Annotated in this window: 15 protein-coding genes and 3 pseudogenes; 7 read left to right on the top strand and 11 right to left on the bottom strand. The window is 67.5% G+C overall.

The genetic code is table 11. The features are described from left to right. Positions 1-133 precede the first annotated feature (133 nt). Together ACIBBA_RS13295 and ACIBBA_RS13290 are read left to right on the top strand one after the other, a co-directional pair. Positions 134-430, top strand: coding sequence for a GYD domain-containing protein (locus tag ACIBBA_RS13295; protein ID WP_396696845.1), 297 nt, complete (start codon positions 134-136; stop codon positions 428-430). 150 nt (positions 431-580) lie between these two features. Further along, a pseudogene (locus ACIBBA_RS13290) lies at positions 581-692 on the top strand (IS5/IS1182 family transposase); the annotation flags it as partial. Positions 693-708: 16 nt separating this feature from the next. Here the strand turns inward: ACIBBA_RS13290 and ACIBBA_RS13285 are convergent. The 8 genes and pseudogenes from ACIBBA_RS13285 to ACIBBA_RS13250 all read right to left on the bottom strand — a co-directional run. Further along, a pseudogene (locus tag ACIBBA_RS13285) lies at positions 709-927 on the bottom strand (IS5/IS1182 family transposase); the annotation flags it as partial. Positions 928-1,072: 145 nt separating this feature from the next. Further along, entirely contained in the window at positions 1,073-2,437 is a 1,365-nt protein-coding gene (locus ACIBBA_RS13280) for an NAD(P)/FAD-dependent oxidoreductase (RefSeq protein WP_396696843.1), read from the bottom strand. Positions 2,438-2,508: 71 nt separating this feature from the next. After that, positions 2,509-2,970, bottom strand: coding sequence for a GNAT family N-acetyltransferase (locus tag ACIBBA_RS13275; protein WP_396696841.1), 462 nt, complete (start codon positions 2,968-2,970; stop codon positions 2,509-2,511). A 2-nt stretch (positions 2,971-2,972) separates the two neighbouring features. Then, the gene (locus ACIBBA_RS13270; protein ID WP_396696839.1) at positions 2,973-3,464 is read right to left on the bottom strand and encodes a GNAT family N-acetyltransferase; all 492 of its coding nucleotides are present in this window, start codon (positions 3,462-3,464) and stop codon (positions 2,973-2,975) included. 197 nt (positions 3,465-3,661) lie between these two features. Continuing rightward, on the bottom strand, positions 3,662-4,912 hold the full coding sequence (locus ACIBBA_RS13265; RefSeq protein WP_396696837.1) for an MFS transporter: 1,251 nt from the start codon (positions 4,910-4,912) through the stop codon (positions 3,662-3,664). Positions 4,913-5,002: 90 nt separating this feature from the next. Then, the gene (locus tag ACIBBA_RS13260; protein ID WP_396696835.1) at positions 5,003-5,383 is read right to left on the bottom strand and encodes a nuclear transport factor 2 family protein; all 381 of its coding nucleotides are present in this window, start codon (positions 5,381-5,383) and stop codon (positions 5,003-5,005) included. Between the two features lie 758 nt (positions 5,384-6,141). Then, positions 6,142-8,958 (bottom strand): immunoglobulin-like domain-containing protein, encoded by a 2,817-nt coding sequence (locus ACIBBA_RS13255; protein WP_396696833.1) that lies wholly within the window; start codon positions 8,956-8,958, stop codon positions 6,142-6,144. Positions 8,959-9,745: 787 nt separating this feature from the next. Then, positions 9,746-11,692 carry an Hsp70 family protein gene (locus ACIBBA_RS13250; RefSeq protein WP_396696831.1) on the bottom strand — a complete coding sequence of 649 codons (1,947 nt, stop codon included), beginning with the start codon at positions 11,690-11,692 and terminating at the stop codon, positions 9,746-9,748. A gap of 346 nt (positions 11,693-12,038) precedes the next feature. Here ACIBBA_RS13250 and ACIBBA_RS13245 point away from each other — a divergent pair, with 346 nt between their 5' ends. Beyond that, positions 12,039-14,633, top strand: a complete 2,595-nt coding sequence (locus tag ACIBBA_RS13245) for a transcriptional regulator (RefSeq protein ID WP_396696829.1) — start codon at positions 12,039-12,041, stop codon at positions 14,631-14,633. 111 nt (positions 14,634-14,744) lie between these two features. On the opposite strand, the pseudogene ACIBBA_RS13240 reads toward ACIBBA_RS13245, so the two are convergent. Beyond that, positions 14,745-14,855: pseudogene (locus ACIBBA_RS13240) on the bottom strand (transcriptional regulator); the annotation flags it as partial. Between the two features lie 115 nt (positions 14,856-14,970). Between ACIBBA_RS13240 and ACIBBA_RS13235 the strand changes: the two are divergent. After that, entirely contained in the window at positions 14,971-15,540 is a 570-nt protein-coding gene (locus ACIBBA_RS13235) for a hypothetical protein (RefSeq protein ID WP_396696827.1), read from the top strand. Positions 15,541-15,739: 199 nt separating this feature from the next. Here the strand turns inward: ACIBBA_RS13235 and ACIBBA_RS13230 are convergent, their stop codons facing one another. Next, complete coding sequence (locus ACIBBA_RS13230) at positions 15,740-16,384, bottom strand: TetR/AcrR family transcriptional regulator (protein ID WP_396696825.1); 645 nt, start codon at positions 16,382-16,384, stop codon at positions 15,740-15,742. A 55-nt stretch (positions 16,385-16,439) separates the two neighbouring features. Here ACIBBA_RS13230 and ACIBBA_RS13225 point away from each other — a divergent pair, with 55 nt between their 5' ends. Then, positions 16,440-16,847, top strand: a complete 408-nt coding sequence (locus ACIBBA_RS13225; RefSeq protein WP_396696823.1) for a RidA family protein — start codon at positions 16,440-16,442, stop codon at positions 16,845-16,847. A 126-nt stretch (positions 16,848-16,973) separates the two neighbouring features. Here the strand turns inward: ACIBBA_RS13225 and ACIBBA_RS13220 are convergent, their stop codons facing one another. Then, positions 16,974-17,411, bottom strand: coding sequence for an Lrp/AsnC family transcriptional regulator (locus ACIBBA_RS13220; RefSeq protein ID WP_396696821.1), 438 nt, complete (start codon positions 17,409-17,411; stop codon positions 16,974-16,976). 173 nt (positions 17,412-17,584) lie between these two features. Here ACIBBA_RS13220 and ACIBBA_RS13215 point away from each other — a divergent pair, with 173 nt between their 5' ends. Together ACIBBA_RS13215 and ACIBBA_RS13210 are read left to right on the top strand one after the other, a co-directional pair. Next, a complete protein-coding gene (locus ACIBBA_RS13215; RefSeq protein WP_396696819.1) occupies positions 17,585-18,856 on the top strand; it encodes an ArgE/DapE family deacylase in 1,272 nt (423 codons plus the stop codon). Positions 18,857-18,875: 19 nt separating this feature from the next. Next, positions 18,876-19,085: a hypothetical protein gene (locus ACIBBA_RS13210; protein ID WP_396696817.1), complete on the top strand. Its 210-nt coding sequence runs from the start codon at positions 18,876-18,878 to the stop codon at positions 19,083-19,085. Positions 19,086-19,338: the final 253 nt, after the last annotated feature.

Here is a 19,338-nt window from a genome sequence, read left to right as displayed (position 1 = left end):
GGCCTGGCTCGCCGGGCGGACGGCCATCCTGTTGATCACTCGCATCATTCGTGCTGATGCGCACTTGATGCCGATTCAGGCCACTATGCCCAGAATTAGCCTTACGATGAGGTCTCTATGGAGGTGAAGGACCATGCCGATCTATATCGCGTTGCTGAACTGGACCGATCAGGGGATCCGAAACTACAAGGACACCGCGAAGCGCGCCGACGCCTTCGCGACAGCGACCGAGAATGTCGGAGCGGATCTCCAAAAGCTTTACTGGACCGTCGGTCCGTACGACCTCGTGGCCGTCGTCGAGGCGCCCGACGACGAAACCGCCGCCGCGGCGCTCCTGCAGCTCGGCGGGGCGGGCAACGTGCGTACCACGACGCTGCGGGCCTTCGGTCGAGAGGAGATGGAACGCGTCATCGGCAAAACCGCTGGCTAAGGGCTGTCGAGCACGGTCAACCTGTTCAGTACAGAATTGTCTGCGCCCTCCTGATTGAATTTCCACCGCTTGAGCGTTTCGGGCGGGTAACGGCGCTCGTCGCCGTCGACCTCCTCGTGGTGCCCTAAACAAAGCAAGAGAAGGTTGGCGAAAACGCACCTGGCCTGTGAGCAGGGCCAGAAGGTCCTGTCGATGGTCGTGACCGCGGGGCACTGCGGTGACAGTCGGCAGTTCATCCCGGTCCTGCGCCGCGTCCGGGTCGCCCGCGCGATGCCGTTCTCGACGGCGTGGCGTAGCCGGTAGAAGTCTCGGTCGAAGGCGGGTGGGCGTCCGCCGCGGGAGCCTTTGGCTTTGCGGTGGTCGTCCTAGTCCTACTTGCTCGGGATGCAGGCCTTGATACCGCGCGTCCGCAGGTAGCGGCGGTTGCCGCGGCTGGTGTAGGCCTTGTCGGCCAGGACCACATCGGAACAGGTCCGGAGCCGGCCCACCCCGAGGCGTCTCAAACGCCACCGCGGCGTCGCCGCCCGATACGACAAGTTGGCCGTCCGCTTCCAAGCCGTCCTCACCATCACCGAGTGGCTCTGACCTGCTTGTGAAACACCCCTTAGTCGGCAGGCCTCGGCGAACTTGCGCACAACATTGTCATGCCGATTGAACATGCTGGGACCGGATAGGCGGGTGCGCGGGTGGCTCCACCGGGTCGTCGCCGGTGACGAATGCGCGGCGGGGATCCTGCAGCGAGGCCAGCGAGACGATGTCGCGGCCGAACACCGCGGCGGTCAGCCAGACCGCCAGCACCCGGGTCTTCCGTTCCCAGCTCGGTACGGCGAGGACGTGGTACCCCCGGTGCATCAGCCAGGCCGGCAGCCCCTTGATAACGATGCCTCGGTACTGGAAGATGCCCCGACCGAGGCCCAGCGTGGCGACGGTGCCGAGGCTGTGGTGCACATACTGCTTCGCCTTCCGCCCGCGGAGGGTGGCCACGATGTTCCTCGCCAGAAGCTTTCCCTGCCGCACGGCGTGCTGGGCGTTCGGCACCGTCACGGCGCCGGGTCGGCTCACGGCAAGGTCCGGAATCGCCGCGTCGTCGCCGGCACCCCAGGCGTCCGGCACTGGTTCGCTCTCGGTGCCGACCCGCAGGTCGGCTCGGACGATCAGCATCCCGCGCCCGTCGATGGGCAGATCGGTGTGGCTACGCACCATCGGATTGGCGGCGTTGCCGACGGTCCACACGATCAGGTCGGAGTCGAACTCCTCCCCGGTCGACAGCACCACGTGACCGTCGCGGGCGGAGATCAATTGTGCATTGAGGTGTATGTGTGCCCCGCGCTTCTCCAGCGACCGCACTACCCATTGCCCGGGTCCGTCGGACACCTCGGGAAGGATGCGGTCCCGGGCCTCCACCAGGTGGAACTGCAGCTCGGCAGGGTTCAGCTCGGGGTACGCCCGCATCAGCGACGTCGCCAGGGACAGCAGCTCGCCGAAGCCCTCGACGCCGGAGAACCCACCGCCCACGAACGTCACGGTGAGCAGCCGCCGGCGCAGCGGCCCCGGCTCGAGCGTCGAGGCCCGGTCGAAGGCGGTCAGCAGCCGATCCCGGATCGCCACCGCCTCCTCGACGTGCTTCATGCCAATCGCCTGCTCCGCCACGCCGGGAATGGCCAGCTTGCGGGTCACCGCGCCGGCGGTGACGACGATGATGTCGTAGCCGAGCGCGAACTGCGGACCCTCGGCCGGCTGCACAGTAGCCGTCCGGTGTGCATGGTCGACCGCGACGACCGTGCCCGAAATGAGCGTGGCCCGGCGTAGGTGCCGGCGCAGCGACACCGCGGCGTGTCGCGCCTCGACCGATCCGGCCAGCACCTCGGGCAGAAACGGCTGATACGTCATGTACGGGCGCGGATCGATCACGACGACCCGTGCCTCGTCCCGCCGAAGCTTCTTCTCCAGCTTCCAGGCCGTGTAGAAGCCGGCGTAGCCGCCGCCGACCACCAGAATCGTTCGCACGGTGTCCTCTGTTTCTCTCGCAGCCGACACCTATATGACCAGGTAGCGCGCTGGTTTGTGACGTTGGCGGATCAGTCCAGTCCGGACACCGCTGCGGTCTTCTCGGGGTTCACGGGTTCGTGCTTCGGGTACGCGCCGGAGCCGGGATGGATCTTATCGATGAGGTCGGTGTACTGCGGGTTGCGGGCAATGAACTCACCCACGACCGGGCAGATGATAGTGATTTTCTTCCCGCTCTCGCGGATCTCGTTCAGGACGCGAGAGACGAGTTCCGTGGCTACCCGATGGTTGCGGTAGGCGGGATCGACCCAAGTCGTCAGCAGAACGACACGGCCACCCACGAACCGGTACGGGAGCTCGGCGATCGCTTCGGCACCGAGGGTGGCGACCCATCGCCCGTGCTCCGCGTCGTTGATGACATCGAGTTCCCAGCTGGACTCCACCTCGCTAAGACCTGACTCGTCCAAAGCGGCAATGATCGCCGCGGTGTTCTCGTCACGGACGACCGCCTCGGCCTCGAGATTGATCGTCATCGTCACACTTTCTGCCGGGAGCTGATAGGTGGGTTTAGGATCGGTGTGAACCCTCTGGTCACTCCGGGGTGCGCAGGGTCGATGAGGTCGGCGTACTCATGGTTGTGCTCGATGAAAGTGCGCACGATCGGGCACAGGATGGTGATGGTCTTGCCTTGCGCGCGCGCGTCGTGCAGGACGCGTCGGATCAGTTCGGTGGCGATGCCCTGTTTGCGGAACTCGGGGTACACCAAGACGGCCAGCAGCACGAGTCGGTCGTCGCCGGCGACGTTGTAGGTCAGCCCGGCGATCTCGCGGTCGCCGGCGATGGCGTCGTAGATGCCGGCTTTCTCGTCGTTGACGACGGCGAAGTCGAATGCGGGGGCATGGGGATCATCGAGCACCTCGTCGACGAGGACGGCCTGGTCCTGACTGAGGGTGCCTTTCTCGTCGGGGTGTCCGGCCTCGTCGGGGTACTCGAAGGCGTCGCGGGTCGGCTCAGATGGGCCGGTCATGGTGGTGTCCCTTCGTTAATGCTCATCAGATCGGTCCCGGGTCGCGGCGATAGTCGTACTCGTCCAGCCGCATGTCGTCGACAGAGTCGTAGGCGCGGCTATCGACGTATTTCTCGCGACCGATGGGCGTCCACGAGAACGATCAGCGCCCGCGCACGGTCGAGTGAGGTCTGCATACGGCCAGGTTCGTCGCATGATTACTCACCGTGCTGGCTGTTCTCGGCCGTGTCGGTGTGCGCGTTGCGTGCGGCGGTGGCGGTGAACAGGGTGGCGATGAGGGCGAGCGCACCGTAGCCGAGCGCGATCTGCGGCAGCGAGAAGGTGTGGGAAAGTCGGCCGGCGATGAGGGCCGGGATCGTAGCGCCGCTGTAGCAGAGCAGATAGATCACGCTGAGGATCGGTGCCCGGTCGGCCAGTGTGCTTCCGTGCAGCAGACCGCGAGTGGCGGCGCTGATGGCGATCCCTTGAGCGGCGCCGGCGACGATCGTTGCGGCGATGAACAACGCCAGTGTGCCGGTGGCGATCGCTGTGATGATGCCGATCATTCCGGCTAGGAAGGCGATCATGCCGACACGTTGGGCTGCCGTTGTGGTGAACCGGCCGCCGACGGGAGCGCCGAGAACGCTGGGACCCATGTAGGCGGCGAACACCAATCCGACGATGAGCGGGCTGCTGGTGTGGAGCTGATCCTCGACCAGTGCGGGCACGAACGCTTGGTAGAAGGCCCCGGCCGCCCAGGTGGCCAGGAACACCGCCGCCGCGACGGGGAGCAGATGCCTGACCCGGGCCGGCACGTAGACCCGGGGTCGCAGCGATCGCCAAGCACCCGGCATCCGAGTCACGGTCTCCGGGCTGACGGCAATGAGACCGACAGACAGCAGGAGAAGGCCGATGACAACCAGGAAGATGAAGTCGCGTGGCCACGGCCCGAACTGAACCAGGGCGCCGGAGGCGATGGTGCCGACGGCGAGGCCAAGCATGACTGTCTGGCTGGAGGCGACAGAGGCCAACCACGCAGGCCTGGCGGGTGCGGCGTCGACGATGTACGCAGTGAGGCTGCTACTGGCCAGCCCGGCACCAAGGCCCATCAGGAGCCGGCTGGTGATCAGGGTGCCGATGTCGTGCACGTTCAACAGCAGCGCACAGCCCAAGAGGAGCAGGACGAGGCTGGCGATCGAGATGGGCCGTCGGCCCAGATGATTGGACAGTCGCCCCAGCACCAGCAGCGTGGTCAGAGTGGCGGCGGAGTACGCGACGACGCTCATCGAGATGCCGGCGTTGGTGAACCCGTCCTCGGCCCGATAGATGTTGAACAGCGGGATCGTCGAGCCCACAGTGGCAAATGCGGCCACCAGGGAGACCACTGCAGATATGAAGGTCAGCCGGAGCGTTCTGCCCTGGCCGGCCACGTTGGTCACTGGTGCCGTGTTGAGCATCGAGCTGCGCATTTCTGTTGTCCTGAACTATCCCTTGGCTCCCGTGTGGTCCCCACCCGAGTGCAAAGATGTCTCGCGACCAGGAGCCTCGTTCGACCGGCGTCAGGCGCCCGGAGCGATCGCGCAGGCTGAGATGCAGACCCAGGTGCCCTCACGCTTCTGGTACACGTCCGTGTACAGAGCTTCCTGCTCCGCGCCGTCCGCGATCAGGGTGTATGAGGCGCGGCCGTGGATCAGCGCAACGTCACCGAGGATGCGGATCTTGGCGTCGCGCAGCGTGAGATCCTTGAAAGGGCGCGGCTTGGCGATGTACTCGAGGTACTCGTCGCGGTTGCGGGTGACACCCGGTGTCTGCACGATGAAATCCTCAGCAAGAAACTCACTGAAGCGCTTGGCATCGCTGGCCTGGTCCGCATGGTTGTAGTCAAGGTTGAGCTGCTCGAGGATCGCCAGATCTTCGGTGGACTGCGTGGTGTCATTCATTTTCTTGCTCCTTCTGTGTGTGGTTCGACGCTCGCGGTAGGTGGGCACAACGAACGGCGTCATGGTCCGACTGTTTAGTGTCGGTTGCGGCGCCGTCTTACCTCAATGTCACGATCTCGCCCCGTTGTGCGGTTCCTCGGCGACGAACGTGAGGCCGCGGGTGGTCATGTCCGTGCGTCGGCGCTTATTCGCAGAAAGGACAGCTCGGGCGGATGCGACGACACGATCCCGATCGGTCCCCAACAGGCGCGCCTTCCTGTAGATCCTGGTAGTGGCGGTCCAGATACGCGGATTCCAGCAGCAGCCGAGCCGCAGTCTGAGTGGGGGCTGTGGCCGGGCGTATCACCCCGTGACCGAGTACCTCCGTAGGCTAGCCTGCGCGGACTCGATAGTCCAGTTGACCGCTCGTGGCCAGAACCGCCCAGACCTCGTGGACCGTCATCTCGTGGTGCTTTGAGCTGCGCTGAAGGGCGGCTAGGGCCAAGGGGCCCCCAGCTGAACTCGCTCCAGGCCAAACGCGGAGATGGACTCATCAGTCCGTTAAGGCTAGCGTGTATGCTGTCGTTCACGCATCAGGGCGGCGACGGTGTAGCGGAGTCGTCCGTGCTCGTCGAGGCGGCCCAGGAGCCACCTTGGCGCCTCAACGTAGTCACGTGGCTTGACGCTTTTGACACGCTTCAGATAGCGGGCGAGATCAATAGATCTCGCCCGCTCCTTCTTGTGGCGCATCTCAGCACGCCTCGGCGTGCCTATGCTGGCTACCGCACCGTCAACTCCTGGTAATTGGCGTCGTAGGGCTGGTAGGTCGGGTTGCCGGAGTAGGCAACATGGACCCGGTAGGCCCCGGGCTGAAGATCGGCGGTCGGCAGTTCGACGACGGCCTTACCGTCCGCCAGCGGCACGACTTGCACGGTGCCGCCGAAGGTGACGGTGACCTCGCCGGTCGGGGTCGGAGCGTTCTGCTTCCGCCCGCCCGCCGGCCCAACAGTCACGTTCAATCTGAACGTGTCCCCGCGGACAACCGACGCCGGCGCGGTGTTCGCCTGGACCTTGACGGCGGCCGGGCCGGAGGGCACCTCGAACGACGCCGTACCTTCCGACGCCTTCAGGTAGTCGAAGCCGAGGTACTCGGCCTTGACCGTCCGGGCACCCGCAGGCAGACCCGTCGGCAGCGTGACCGTGGCGGCGCCGTCGCTCAGGTGGGCGAGCTTCGACCACGAGCCGATGCTGAACCGCACTTGACCCCCGGTCTCGAACCCGTCAGATGCCGTGACTGTCACGGTGGCCGTGGTCGTCTGGGCCCCGCTCGCGTACGGCTCGACAGCCACCTCGGTGGTGGTCGTGACGTCGCTGTTCGGGTTCCCGCGGATGTCGTTCCACTCGCGGACGGTCAGCGGGATCACGGTGCCGTGACGCGGACGGACGACACCCGCGTTGGTCATCGTGATCGCCTTGGCGTTCCAGGTCGGAGCCTCGATGTTCTCGTGGCACGCTGCCTGGTATCCACCACCGTTCGTGTACCTGTCACCCCAGAGGTAGAACTGGCCGGGGCAGGAGGTGTCACCGGGGTTGGCCTTGAAGATGACCGGTCCCTCGTACCCCTGGTTGGCGACCCACGTCGTGCGCCCCAGAGCCGGCGCGACCATCGTCCAGTTGTCGATGTTGCTGTCCAGGAAGTCGGTGTGCTTCTCCGAGAAGATGTCCGAGCCCTGGTTGCCGGCCTCGTTCTTGGTCACGCGGTAGTAGTAGTCACCGACCCGGATCGCGGTCGTGTCGATCCGCGACAGCGGGGCCGGGTTCTGCCAGACCCGGGGAGCGGAGAACGTCTGGAAGTCTCGCGTCGTGGCATACCACATCTGCGCGTTCCCCTGACCGGTGCGGTTCACGGGGTTGTCCCACAGCGACTGTGCCCAGAACACGGCGTAGGCGCCAATCTCCTCGACCCACAGCGATTCTGGTGCGAAGGCGTTGCCCGCGTTGTCGGGCGCGACCTTCACGTGCCGCTGAGGGGTCCAGTGCACAAGATCGTGCGACTCGAACACCTCGATGTACTGGGTGTCGTTGATGGCGTATCCGCCCTGGTCGTACCAGTTCAGGTCGGTGGCGATCATGTAGAACGTGTCGCCGTTGGGTGAGCGGACGATGTGCGGGTCACGAAGCCCCTGGTCGCCCAGCTGGGAGATGAGTGACGGCCGACCTCCGGTCAGGCCGGTCCAGTCCAGAGCGGTGTTTCCGTTGGATGTGGCGAACATGATCTGCTCGCCGTCGGCAATTCCCTCGCCCTTGAAGTACCCCATGAAGTACCGCTCGTACTCCTCGGAACGCGGCAGGGCGGTGATGGTCACCGGGAACGACTTCGTCTGCGAGGCCGTACCCTTGGTGATGGTCGCCGTCAGGGCGGCGGCAACATCCTCATGGCCGAAGGCCGGGCGGGTCACCTCACCCGTCGGGGTGACGAGGTCGGTGGACGACCTCCAGGTGATCGTGGATCCGAACTCGCCCTTGGCAGCGAGGTCGAGGTTTCCGCGTACGTCGTCGGTGGCGTACAGGGTCAGGTCGAAGGTGTCACGGTCGACCGCCTGCGCATCGTCGAACTCGGCCTTTACCACGACGGGGATCTCCCGTGTGGTGACCTCTTGGGCGCCCTTGCGGACAGTCGCCGTGAGCGTGGCTGTCGCGTCGGGCTGCCCCTGCGCGGGCCGGGTGATCCTGCCGGTCACCGCAACCTTGCGTGCGCTGGCGAGGGCTGGCGGTGTGTAGACCTCGACGACCGACGGGTCCGAACTCGTCCAGGTGATGGCCGAGCCCGCCGCGGAGCCCACCTTGGGCAGAACGATGTCGCGTACGACCGCACTGGTCAGGCCGAGGTCGATGGCGGCGGCGTCGGCGCGAACGCCATCGGAGACGGTCCTCTCCGCCAGGGCGAGTGTCTCGTCGAGACTCACTGCCCGGTCGTACACGCGGAAGTCCCGGACAGTCCCGCGGAACGAGTAGTGGCCCGACGTCTGCGAGCGACCGAGGAAGTTGCAATTGGTCCCCGCAGCATTCACCGACGGCGCCGTGGCCAGGTTCGTCGACGTCGCGTGCAGCACGCCGTCGACGTAGAGCCTGCCGGTCCAGCTCGTACCGTTCGAGTTCAGTGACTGGGTGTAGGTGACATGCGTCCACGCTGCCTCAAGCATGCGGACCCGGTTCTGTTGGAGGTTCGCCGGACCCACCGCGACGCGGAACCGCTGGGTGTTCGACGCGAAGATGGAGCCCTGGGCGCCGGTGTCGACGTCGCACGAGCCGGACTTGCGGCCGAATCCCCACATCTGGTGCTCGCCGACGTTCGCCGGGTCAATCCACACGTCATAGTCGACGGTGAGGTTAGACATGCCGGCGGTAATGTCGTTCGGCAGCGCCACGTACGCGCCGTCGAGGGCGCTCTCGTAGGAGTCGGGGTTGAACCTGACTCCTTCGCCGGTCAAGGTCGCCTTCTCGGGATTCACGAGCGTGGCGTTCGCCGCCGAGCCCGCGCTACCCGAGTTGACCAACGTCGTCCCACTGGTCTCGTCGAGGGCGAAGTGGTGCACCAGACCCTCGTTGAGCTGCTCCTCGGCAGCGTGCGAGGGCGTCGCCGCGAACGAGACCGAAAGAAGCGCACCCAGTGCCAGGACCGCGACACCTCTACCCTTCCGACTCCGCCTGGGACGGGACCTTCGCTGTCGCAGTCTCAATTGATCCTCCTTGGCCGGTGTGGGGCTCCCTCTGAAGTGGACGAGGTTTGTTAACGCTAACTTCGGCGTACTGCCAGGTCAACGCAATGCGTTGCGGCCCGAAGCCGCGGCCCGAACTAGGCCTCGATCGGGTTGGCCCAGGAGGCGTAGCTCGGGGTGAAGCAGAGTCCGACCTGTTCCGGCTGGGACCAGGCAGGTGATCGCTGGCGCCGTGTTCCCGCCTGCCGAGGCGAGCACGACCAACGCCCGTCGCAGTCGTGATCGGTGATCGACCGCACGTTCTCCGCCCAGTCTGGCTGTTGATCGGGCCGACACTCGCTGCGTCGCTGGGTGCCTTCCTGCTCGCCGAAACACTGGGCCGAGTGCTATCGCGTCGGCGGCGCTGGGGGTATGAAAGACCGCTCCAGCCGGCCACGATGCAGCCCGAACCGCACCCGCCCGCGGGTGCCTAGGCCGTCTGCCACGGTGCCGTTCGCCATGCCAAAGGGGGTGGAGGTTAAGGCCGGCGTGGTAGCGGTTTATGTCGTTGGTCGATTAGGCCGGTCGCAGGCTGCGATGGCCTATCGGGGTGCATGTAGGACCTGTGCGGCGACAGCAAGTCAGAGCCGCTGGAGGTAGAGCGTTCGACTGTCCATATTCCTTTTCAGGCCTGGGGCGGCGGCCGGTCGCCTTGGTGGTGTTGGTTGTCGATCATGCGGCCGAGGATGGTTCGGTTGATGGGGAAGGCGAGTCGCAGGGTTTGGGCGGTGAGTCGGATGCCCCACCAGGTGACGGCGACGAGGTAGCCGACGATCAGGGCGCTGCTGGTGTCGTAGCTGAAGACGAGGGCGTAGCCGATGGCCAGACCTGGCGCGGTGATGGTGCGAAGCAGCCGGCTACGACTGGCGGTCAGCGCGGTGGCTACGCCGAGCAGGGCTGCTCCGAGGCTGCCGGCTATGCCGGCGGTGTTGTTCGTGTGGATGGGGGTGGTGAGGGTCAGTGCCGCGCGCATGAGGAAGATGCCGGCGGCGGCGATGAGGGCGTACGTGATGGCGGGGCGGGTCAGGGCGAGCCAGGTGGGCAGTGCGTCGGCGGGGATCCGGGGTGCGGCGGCGGCGATGAGGGCGGCGCACGCGGTGAGGGGCAAGGCGGCGCCGAGGGTCCATTTCAGGTAGGGGGTGTAGTCGAACTCGACGGCCGTGCCGGTGGCGAGTCCGTAGAGGGTGGCGGTGACCGCGCCGCCGACGGCAGCGGCGAGGTATCCCCGCCGGATGAGGTTGCCTGTCGTGGGTTCGGGCGTTGACGCGGTGGGTGATCCGGCGAGCCAGGTGGTGGGTGCCAGGTGCGCTACGGCGAAGGCGGTGAGCATGGCGAGTGCGCCGGCGGTGCCGAGTTGCGGCAGTGAGGTGCGCACGCCGGCTACCCAGGTGTTGACGGTGGTGATGTTGGCGGTGAAGACGGCTTGCAGGAGCAGCGTCAGCGAGGATGCGCCGATGAGCAGGGCTCCGGTGAGGTCGCTGACCCGCAGCCGGACGCGGGGTAGCCGTGCGGCGCCGGCACGCGGTCCCGGTTGGTGGGCGGCGGTGAGCGTCAGGGCTCCGTCGGCGAGTGCGTAGGGATGGTCGATGAGGACGGGCGCAGCGCCGGTGGCTTGGGTGAGCTGGTCGGCGAGGGCGGGCAGGGCATGGGCTGGTCTCAGGACGACCGCGGTGAGGTGCTCGGTGTCGACGTCAGCTGCGTCGAGCAGTTCGTGGACTGCGCTGGGTATCTGATCGAGGAGAGGTTGTGCGGCGGCCGTGATGTCGTCGCGGGTGATGACCGTGGGTTGTCGGGGCGCGGGTAGCAGGATCGGCGCCCGATCTTGTTCGACGAGCAGATGACGGGCGGTGCGCACGGATTCCAGGAGGGCGAGGCGGCCCTCTGCGTTGTCGTCTGAGGGCTGGTTGATTGCCGTTCGGAGGGGGTCGTCGTCGGCGGTTGCCGTGTGCACGACGCGTTGGGTGATGAGGTGGTCGAGGTCGGGTGTGCCATCGAGCTGGTGTGTTGCCAACTCGCGGTAGCCGTCGCCGACTGTTTGCAGGACGGTGAGGGTCGCCGGATGGCGATCCGCCTGACAGGCGAGCACGCAGGAGCTTTCGGGCGTGTGGAGGCCGAGCATCGTGGCGTAGGCGGTGAGGGCGGCGGGTGCCGTGACCAGGGTGGGAGGAGGTAGTCCTGCTCGGGTTGCCGCCTCGCCGACTTGGCCGCGGCGGCGTGGTCCCCAGCCGGGCGGGATGGTCACGGTGAGCTCGGTGGCCGGCTGGCCGACCTGGTGGGCGCAATGCTGGCCGACATGCCGCAGTACGGCGGCGAGTAGGTCCACGGGGTCGGGTTGTACAGCATCGAAGGCTCGTACGGGCTTGCCGAGCAGGTCGGTGGGGTTATCGACGAGTCGGTGCTGCGCTGGGAGGGACCTTGCTGCCGTGCTGTCGAGGCCGACGTAGAGCTGTCCCGTGGGGCCGATGGCGACGCCCGGTGGCATGACGAGGCGACCGTCGATGAGGATCGGGACCCGCGTTCCCTGCCGGATGGCCGTAGCGGCGACAGCCGAGGAATTGAGATCAATCGACAACCTGACGCCCCCGCTTGGCATGAGGGGCAGTCTCGCCCGTGAGGGCGGGGCGATGCCAACGTGATCCTTTCCGGGTGATCCCTTGTGCACGGATGGTGAGAATCCTTCTCGGCGGACTGGCCGCAGACACTCATCCTCGTGTATGCGAAGAGGTTGACGATCAATTGCGGGGGAGGGGCACGTGCCGCAGATGTCCCCGGACAAAGGCGACAGGCTCGCCGAGTACGGTGCACGGGCCACGGTCCACCCGTCCCGAGCATCACCCCCGCGCCGTCGTGGTTCGCTGTCGCGGTCGCTGGCCAGGGCTGGTCGCGCTGTCGTAGGCGCTGGCCTGTTCCTGATCGCGGTGCCGACGCTGCTGTGGTCCGCCGGCGGCAACCCCGTGCGACGCCTGCCGGCCTGGTCGCAGATCCCGGATTGGTTCGCACGATCCAGTGGACGATTCACCCCCGACGTCCTCGTCGGCGCGGCCCTGTGGGTGATGTGGCTGCTGTGGGGCGTCCTCGCGCTGCTGCTGCTCGCCGAGGTGCTCGCGGTGCTGACCCGGTGGCGCGTTCCCGCGCTCAGGTTGCCGGCGCCGCTGCACCGGCTGGTGTTCGGTCTGGCCGGCACCGCCGCGCTGGCCGTCACGTCCGCCGGCACGCCCGACCGCACGGCGACCCCGGACCAACCCGCCACCTCGGCCGCAGCGACAGACCGTGTCGACATTCCTCGACAAGCCGCCGCCCGCGGGCCCGCCATCATCCAGGTCGCCGACGAGCGTTACCTGTACACGGTCGAGCGACACGACACGCTTTCCAAGGTCGCGAAGGAGTGGCTCGGCGACGCGAACCGGTGGCCGGAGATCTGCCATCTGAACAAGCACCGCAATTTCGTAGGCGTCGGCGGCATCCTGCGCGACTGCGACCTCATCTACCCCGGCTGGGAACTCCGACTGCCCGCCGACGCCCGCCCGCCGAAGGCCGCCAAACCCGCAACGCCCCCCACGCCACCGTCGGCGAGCACGTCCCGGCCTGCCACCCCATCTGCCTCCTCGAGCGTGGATCCGGAGCCACCGGACTCGAGCGTGCGGCCGCCCGCGAGCACCCAGAATCCGTCCACGGCCCCCAGCACGTCATCGTCAGCCGCCAGCACGCCGGGGCCCTCGCGGGCTCCCTCGTCGGCGGCTCCCGCGCCCGCGGTGCCGCCGGTCTCGCCCTCGGTCACCGACACACACCATCCGGCCATTGCCGCCGACGAAGGCGGTGTGCAGCTGTCGACCTCCGAGTGGCTGCCATGGTCGCTCGCCGCCGCGATCAGCGCCGCCGCCACGTTGGTCTGGTTGCAGCGCCGCCGGCGCTACACCGGCGAACCCGAAGCCGATCCGCCCGTCGAGCTGCCACCGCCGGTCGTCCACGTCCGACGTGCCGTGGCTGCCCGCAACCCCGATCCACCAGCCTCGGACAACGACGACAGAGAGCCGCCAGTCCTCGTACCCGCGTCGCTGCCGACCGGCGGAATCGGCGTCGCCGGCGACGGCGCGCACGCCGCAGCCCGCGCTGCGCTCGTCGCGATCCTGACCTCCGGCGGACCGCACCACCCCGACGCACGCGGTGAAGTCATCATCGACACGTCCACCATGGTCACGCTCCTCGGCGCCGACGCGACCGCCTTCGAACCGTGGCCACGTCTGCACCTCGTCGACAGCGTCGATGACGCGCTCACCGCAATCGAAGCCCGCCTCCTGCACCGCAGCCGCATCCTCGACGAGCACGCGCTGACCGACCTCGACACCCTGCGTGAGCAGGCTCCCGACGAGGAGGCGCTGCCACCGGTCGTGCTCATCACCGCCGCCCCACCCGCCAACGCCTCCCTGAGGACCAAGACCGTCCTCGCGCTCGGCGGTGACCTGAACGTGTCCGCCGTGCTGCTCGGCGAATGGGCACACGGCGCCACCATCGAGGTCTCCTCGGACGGGCACACCACACTCGCGTCCGGGCCGGCCACCGAGCCGATCCCACCGCGCCTGCCCGTACTCGAGGCCGACACCGCCATGCAGATCCTCACGACCCTGCGAGAAGCGCAGACCGGGGAACCTGCCGCAACTGGGTCACCCGGCGCACCAGGCCCGACCGTTGCACTGCATGCGAGCCGAACCAACGCCCCTTCTCGCGATCGGCCCGCACCGCTCACCGTGCCTGTCGAGGCCAGCCCCACCGGCAAGGCGCGACTGCGAGTGCTCGGGCCGCCGCGCATCGACAACATCAGCCAGCCCGGCCGACCGCTACGCGCCAAAGCCCTCGAGCTCGCCGTGTTCCTGGCCTGCCACCCCGACGGCGTCACCACTCGGGAGATCGGCGAATACCTCGAACCCGACGCCCGCGTCAGCCAAGCCGACCAACGCGTCCACACCAACGCGAGCAACCTGCGACACGTACTCGGCCGCGCCGCGGACCCCGACGCGAAGAACGCCTACCTCGTCAAGGGCGCCGGACGCTACCGGCTCGACCCCGCCACCGTCGACGTCGACGTCTGGACACTGCGCGACCTGCTACGTACAGCCACCATCGCCACCGGCCCCCGCCGCCGGGAACTGCTCACCGCCGCCTGCACCCTCTACACCGCGCCGTTGGCGGACGGCCAGGACTACGAATGGCTACCGCCACATCGGGAGACCGTGCGCCGCTGGGGTACCGAAGCGCATCTGCTGCTGGCAGATGACCTCATCGGCTCCGACCCGCAGGGCGCATCCGACCTGCTCGACAACGCCATTGGACTGGACGGCTACAACGAGGCCCTCTACACCCGCGCCATGCACGCCCGCCACGCCCTCAGCGACGCCGACGGCATCCGAACCCTCCTACGCGCCCTGACCAAAGCCCTGGCCGACCTCGACGCCGAACCCCAGGAAACGACCATCACGCTCGCGAACCGGCTTCGAGGTAGCCTCGCTGACATCTGAAGACCCACAGGAGCACGCCGCGGGGTCGCGATGGCGACGGCAAGCTGACAACAGTCGGACTCGCCCACCGTGACCCCGTGCAGCAGGCGCAGTTGGAGGCTTCAGACGACCGCGGGCCCTCCTCGTCGCTCGCTTGCGCGGACGCGTCAGCAGATCGGCAACCGCAGTAATCGTGGACGGGACGAGGCGTGCCGCTGGGCTGACGAGCCGTGGTGTCCTCTCAAACGAGATCAGTCGCATCGCGTCACCACGGGTGCCATCGCAGCGAAACAGCCAAGTAGACCTTTCCACCGACCCCCACGAGTCGGCATCCAGCATTGGCAGGCATCATGTCGGCGTGAATTCGACCGTCGCCGCCCTGCTCGGCTCAGCGATCACCGCCTTCGCCTCGCTGTTCGTGGTCCTGTTGCAAAGTCGGCTGAGGCGGCGACACCGGGAGCAGGCCGACCTTCAGCGCGCCTACATCCTCATGCTGTCAGGCGCCCTGCGCCTCGCGCACAAGGCCGAGGCGCTGCGGCAAACCAGGTACTGGCGCTCGGGCCTGCGGGAGGTGAGCGACCAGCTGCTTGGAGGGCACAAGCCTCTAGATCCGATGGTGCTCCACGACTGGCTGGCCAAGGACATGGCCACCGTGGAAACCGCTTGGTCGCAGATCTGGACCAGCGGTGATCAAGACGGCATCGCCCTGGCCAACAGCCTCATGATGGCATTCACCGGCGTAATGGATGCTGCCATGCACTCCACCGGCAACGAGTCGTTCGTTGCCACCGACGAAATGCTGGTCGCCAGCCGTCGCCTCGATGAAGCGCGCGGCCAGCTCGCCCTTCACGCTCGCCGTGTCGTCAAACTGGGGCCCCGCGACGTGGACCTGTTCACCGACCGCGAATACAACCTGGCCACCGCCTGATATTCGCTCGTCATTCAGCGGTATCTCGCTACATGCCTCGATCCAGGCGCCGCGGGCTATCGCCAGGCAATGGCTGGTCAACCCGCCTGCGGCCCGCGTCGGATCGTTCGCCCGCACCATGTAGGTCGACGCCAGCGAACAAGGAGACAGCATCCCCCGGGACTACGCCGAACAACGCGTACCGTTCGGCGCTGGCTGCCTAGGTGGGACGGCTAGCGGACCGCGATTCGGATGAGGGGTCGAGGCGCCAACCGAGCTCGACTGACCGGGGGCAGGTGTCCGGGTCGTCGCCGCAACCGATGAACAGCGCGGTGAGCATGGGTGCGCCGTGGTTGAGGGCCTCGCGCGGCAGGGGGCCGGTGGCCACCAGTGAAACCAGTCCGTGGCCGATGGCCCAGCTTTGCGTGGCCAGGGCCAAGGCGTCGATGTCGGAGCGGAACCGTCCGATGCCCTTGGCCCGCTCGGTGGCGCGCACCAGACAATGCAACGTCTCGTCTGCGGCCGCGGGGTCTTCCAGTTCGAAGCCGGTGTCGAACATGATCCGGTAGAGGTCGGGATTGGCGAGGGCGTTGGACAGGTATGCGGCCCCCAAGGCGGCGAGGTCTCGCACCGGGTCCGCTGAGAGCCGCACCGTCTCGAGCTTGGCGGCCAGGCGCGTGAACCCCTCCTGGCGCATCGCGCGCCACAAGCCGTCCATCCCGCCGAAGTACGTATACACGGCCATTGTGGACACGCCAGTACCCGCGACCAACAAGCGCAGGGTGACCGGCTCCCGTGCCCGCAGCAACTGCGCGGCCCGCTCGATCAGCAGGGTCCGGATCGCCGGGTCCTTCGTCCTGACCACGGCATCACAATATGTTTACGTAGTCGTCCAGTTCCTGCATCGTGAGGAGTGCTCCGTGGCTGTGGAGTTGGTCAACCCGGACGGACTGCCGAAACCCGAGGTGTACCGGCAGTTGTCGGTCGCCACCGGATCCAGGCTGGTGTTCCTTGCCGGGCAAGTGGCTCGCGACGCCGATGGAAACCCGGTCGGCGAGGGTGACCTGGCCGCCCAGGTCGAGCAGGCGTACCTCAACATCGGCACGGCACTGGCGGGGATCGGGGGCTCGTTCGACGACGTGGCGAAGTTGACGATCTACGTCGTCGACTGGACCCCCGACAAGATGCCCTTGCTGGGCGAAGGCGTGGCCCGGGCGGCCGCGAAGCTGGGAATTGACCCGGTCAAACCGATCACCTTGCTGGGCGTCGCCGCGTTGGGCGAGCCCGACCTGCTGGTCGAGGTGGAGGCCACCGCCGTCATCGACTGACACCTGCGGGCTGGCGTTGCCGCTGGCACGACACCGGTCATCGTATGGCTGCCCCTGCACGAGCATCGCCTTCAGTCAATGTGCGAGGTCGTGCTCACTGGGTCCTGTGCGCCGGTGAGGACAGGCTCACATCCGGGGGCGGCTGATGAGTCGGGACAGCGCGATGACGCTCTCGGTGCTCCCGATGACGGGGGAGGTCCGCATCCGTTGGATGGCCTGTTCGAGGTGAGCGATGCCTTCGGCCTGTAGGTGGATCATCGCATCGGCTGCGCCGGAGATCGTGCACGCCTCGATCACTTCTGGGATCTTCTCGAGCTCTTGCCGGAGCTGGGCGGGAGTCGGGTTGCCGGCACAGTGGATCTGGACATATGCCTCGGTGCGCCAGGCCAGCGCCTGGGGGTCGATGATTGCGGTGAATCCACGTATGGCGCCGGCGGCGACCAGGCGGTCGAGTCGTCGTTTGGCCGCCGACGGGGACAGCCCGGCCGCCTTGCCGATCTCGGCGTACGTGCTGCGTGCGTTGGCGACCACGCACCGGATGATCTCCTCGTCAATACGGTCCACGGGCACCGACCTCCTCGCGTGACGCTGTGCTCCTGTGCAAAGAATCGCCTATCCCTGGCCATCTATGCAAAGGATCGTACGTGGTCAGCAAGTTTTGGCGATTGTTTGCGCAGCAGGCCCTGGATAGGTTCACTGCGCCACATCGTCGCCGTATCTCGGAAGGGGCGGGTGCCATGACCACGACGCTCACTGCCACGGAGGCCGACGCCCTGGCCGCGGTCGACGAAGCGGGCATCGCCCGTACGCTGCTGCAACTGCTGGCGGTTCCGAGCGTCACCGGCAGCGCCGCCGAATCCGAGCTGCAGCACGTCCTGGCCCAGCGCCTTGATGCGCTGGGCCTTGAGGTCGACCTGTGGGCGATGGATCTGCCCGCGCTGCGCGCCGATCCCGAATTTCCGGGTACTGAGACGCCGCGGGATGAGGCGTGGGGGCTGGCCGCCGTCACCCCGAGCGGGGGCGACGGGCCGACCCTCATCCTGCAGGGTCACGTGGATGTCGTGCCGCCCGGCGACCCAGCCCAGTGGCGCGGGGACCCGTTCGTCCCGAAGGTTGTCGGAGACGTGGTCCACGCTCGGGGCGCCTGTGACATGAAAGCTGGGCTGGTCGCCAACCTCGCCGCGCTCGCCGCGATCCGCGCCAGCGGTGCCAGGCTGCGCGGCAGGATCGCGGCTCACTTCGCCGTCAGCGAGGAGGACGGCGGGCTCGGAGCGTTCGGCACGCTACGGCGCGGCCACACCGGCGATGCTTGCATCATCACCGAGCCCACCAGCGGCGCCCTGGTAACCGCCAACGCCGGCGCGTTGACCTTCCGGATCGAGGTGGGCGGCAGGGCGACCCACGCCAGCACTCGTGACGCGGGGATCAGCGCGATCGACGCCTATCTGCCGATCCATGCCGCCCTGGCCCGCTTGGAGGAGCGGCGCAACAGCGCGCCTGATCCACTCATGAGCGACCATACGATCCCGTACGCCTTGTCAGTGGGCAAGCTTCGTTCGGGCGACTGGGCCAGTAGTGTGCCCGACCTGCTCGTGGCCGAGGGCAGGTTGGGGGTGCAGCTGGACGAGGACACGGCGCAGGCGCGGGCTGCGCTCGAGACCTGCGTCGCCGAGGCCGCCGCCGCGCAGGCGTGGCTACCCGAGCCGCCCACCGTGACCTGGCCGGGAGGCCAGTTCGCCAGTGGCCGCCTGGCGCCAGGCAGCCCGCTGCGGGATCTGGTGCGCGACGCGCACGCCGACGCCGTCGGCGGTCCGCAACTGCTCGAACGCGGCGCGCCGTACGGGAGCGACCTCAGGCTGTACACCGGGGCGGGTGTGCCGACCCTGCACTTCGGGCCCGGCGACGTACGCCTGGCACACGGACCGCGCGAGCAGGTCCGGGTGAGCGAGGTCGTCGCTGCGACCCGCGTGCTCGTGCTCGCGGCGCTGCGCTCAGTCGGTGTCAGGTAGCAGATAGGGAGGCTCTGGGATGACAGTCAGCAGGACCATCGGCGGCGTCACCGTGCTAGCCATCGAGGACGATGACGGCCCATTCTTCGAACCGCGCGAGGTCGCGTTTCCGAGGGTCGATCCGCGACTGTGGGCCGAGGCCGACCAGCGCGATCCGGCCAGCGTACGCGACGGGAACTGGCATCTGCGGTTCCGCTGGGGTTCGGCGGTGTGCCGACAACGGTGCTGAGCTGGGGTGCCCGGACCGAGCCGACCCGGCTCGAGCAGATCGGCGGGCTCATCGTGACGGTCTGCAACGTCGCTATCGCCTTGGGAGCGATCGTCGGCGGAGTCGTGGTCGACGAAGTCACGGCCAGTGCCCCTTGCTCATCGGTGGCATCGCGGCGATCGCTGGCGCTGTGGTGCTCGCTAGCGTGCGCCTACGTAGCTGATCAACAGAGCTCACCAGTCAAGCAAGCCAGCCGCGTGCCTCGGTGCCGCCG

This window comes from Micromonospora sp. NPDC051006, from assembly GCF_044456245.1.
In the GTDB taxonomy this organism is placed as follows: domain Bacteria; phylum Actinomycetota; class Actinomycetes; order Mycobacteriales; family Micromonosporaceae; genus Micromonospora.
The sequence above is the reverse complement of the archived record's forward strand: the minus strand, read 5'-3'. Positions and strand labels throughout refer to the sequence as shown.

Bases quoted from the DNA above. Each gene is read 5' to 3' on its own strand.
- ACIBBA_RS13210 (WP_396696817.1), top strand. From the start codon at position 18,876: ATGACAGTCAGCAGGACCATCGGCGGCGTCACCGTGCTAGCCATCGAG.
- ACIBBA_RS13275 (WP_396696841.1), bottom strand. From the start codon at position 2,970: ATGACGATCAATCTCGAGGCCGAGGCGGTCGTCCGTGACGAGAACACC.
- ACIBBA_RS13215 (WP_396696819.1), top strand. From the start codon at position 17,585: ATGACCACGACGCTCACTGCCACGGAGGCCGACGCCCTGGCCGCGGTC.
- ACIBBA_RS13265 (WP_396696837.1), bottom strand. From the start codon at position 4,912: ATGCGCAGCTCGATGCTCAACACGGCACCAGTGACCAACGTGGCCGGC.
- ACIBBA_RS13295 (WP_396696845.1), top strand. From the start codon at position 134: ATGCCGATCTATATCGCGTTGCTGAACTGGACCGATCAGGGGATCCGA.
- ACIBBA_RS13270 (WP_396696839.1), bottom strand. From the start codon at position 3,464: ATGACCGGCCCATCTGAGCCGACCCGCGACGCCTTCGAGTACCCCGAC.
- ACIBBA_RS13260 (WP_396696835.1), bottom strand. From the start codon at position 5,383: ATGAATGACACCACGCAGTCCACCGAAGATCTGGCGATCCTCGAGCAG.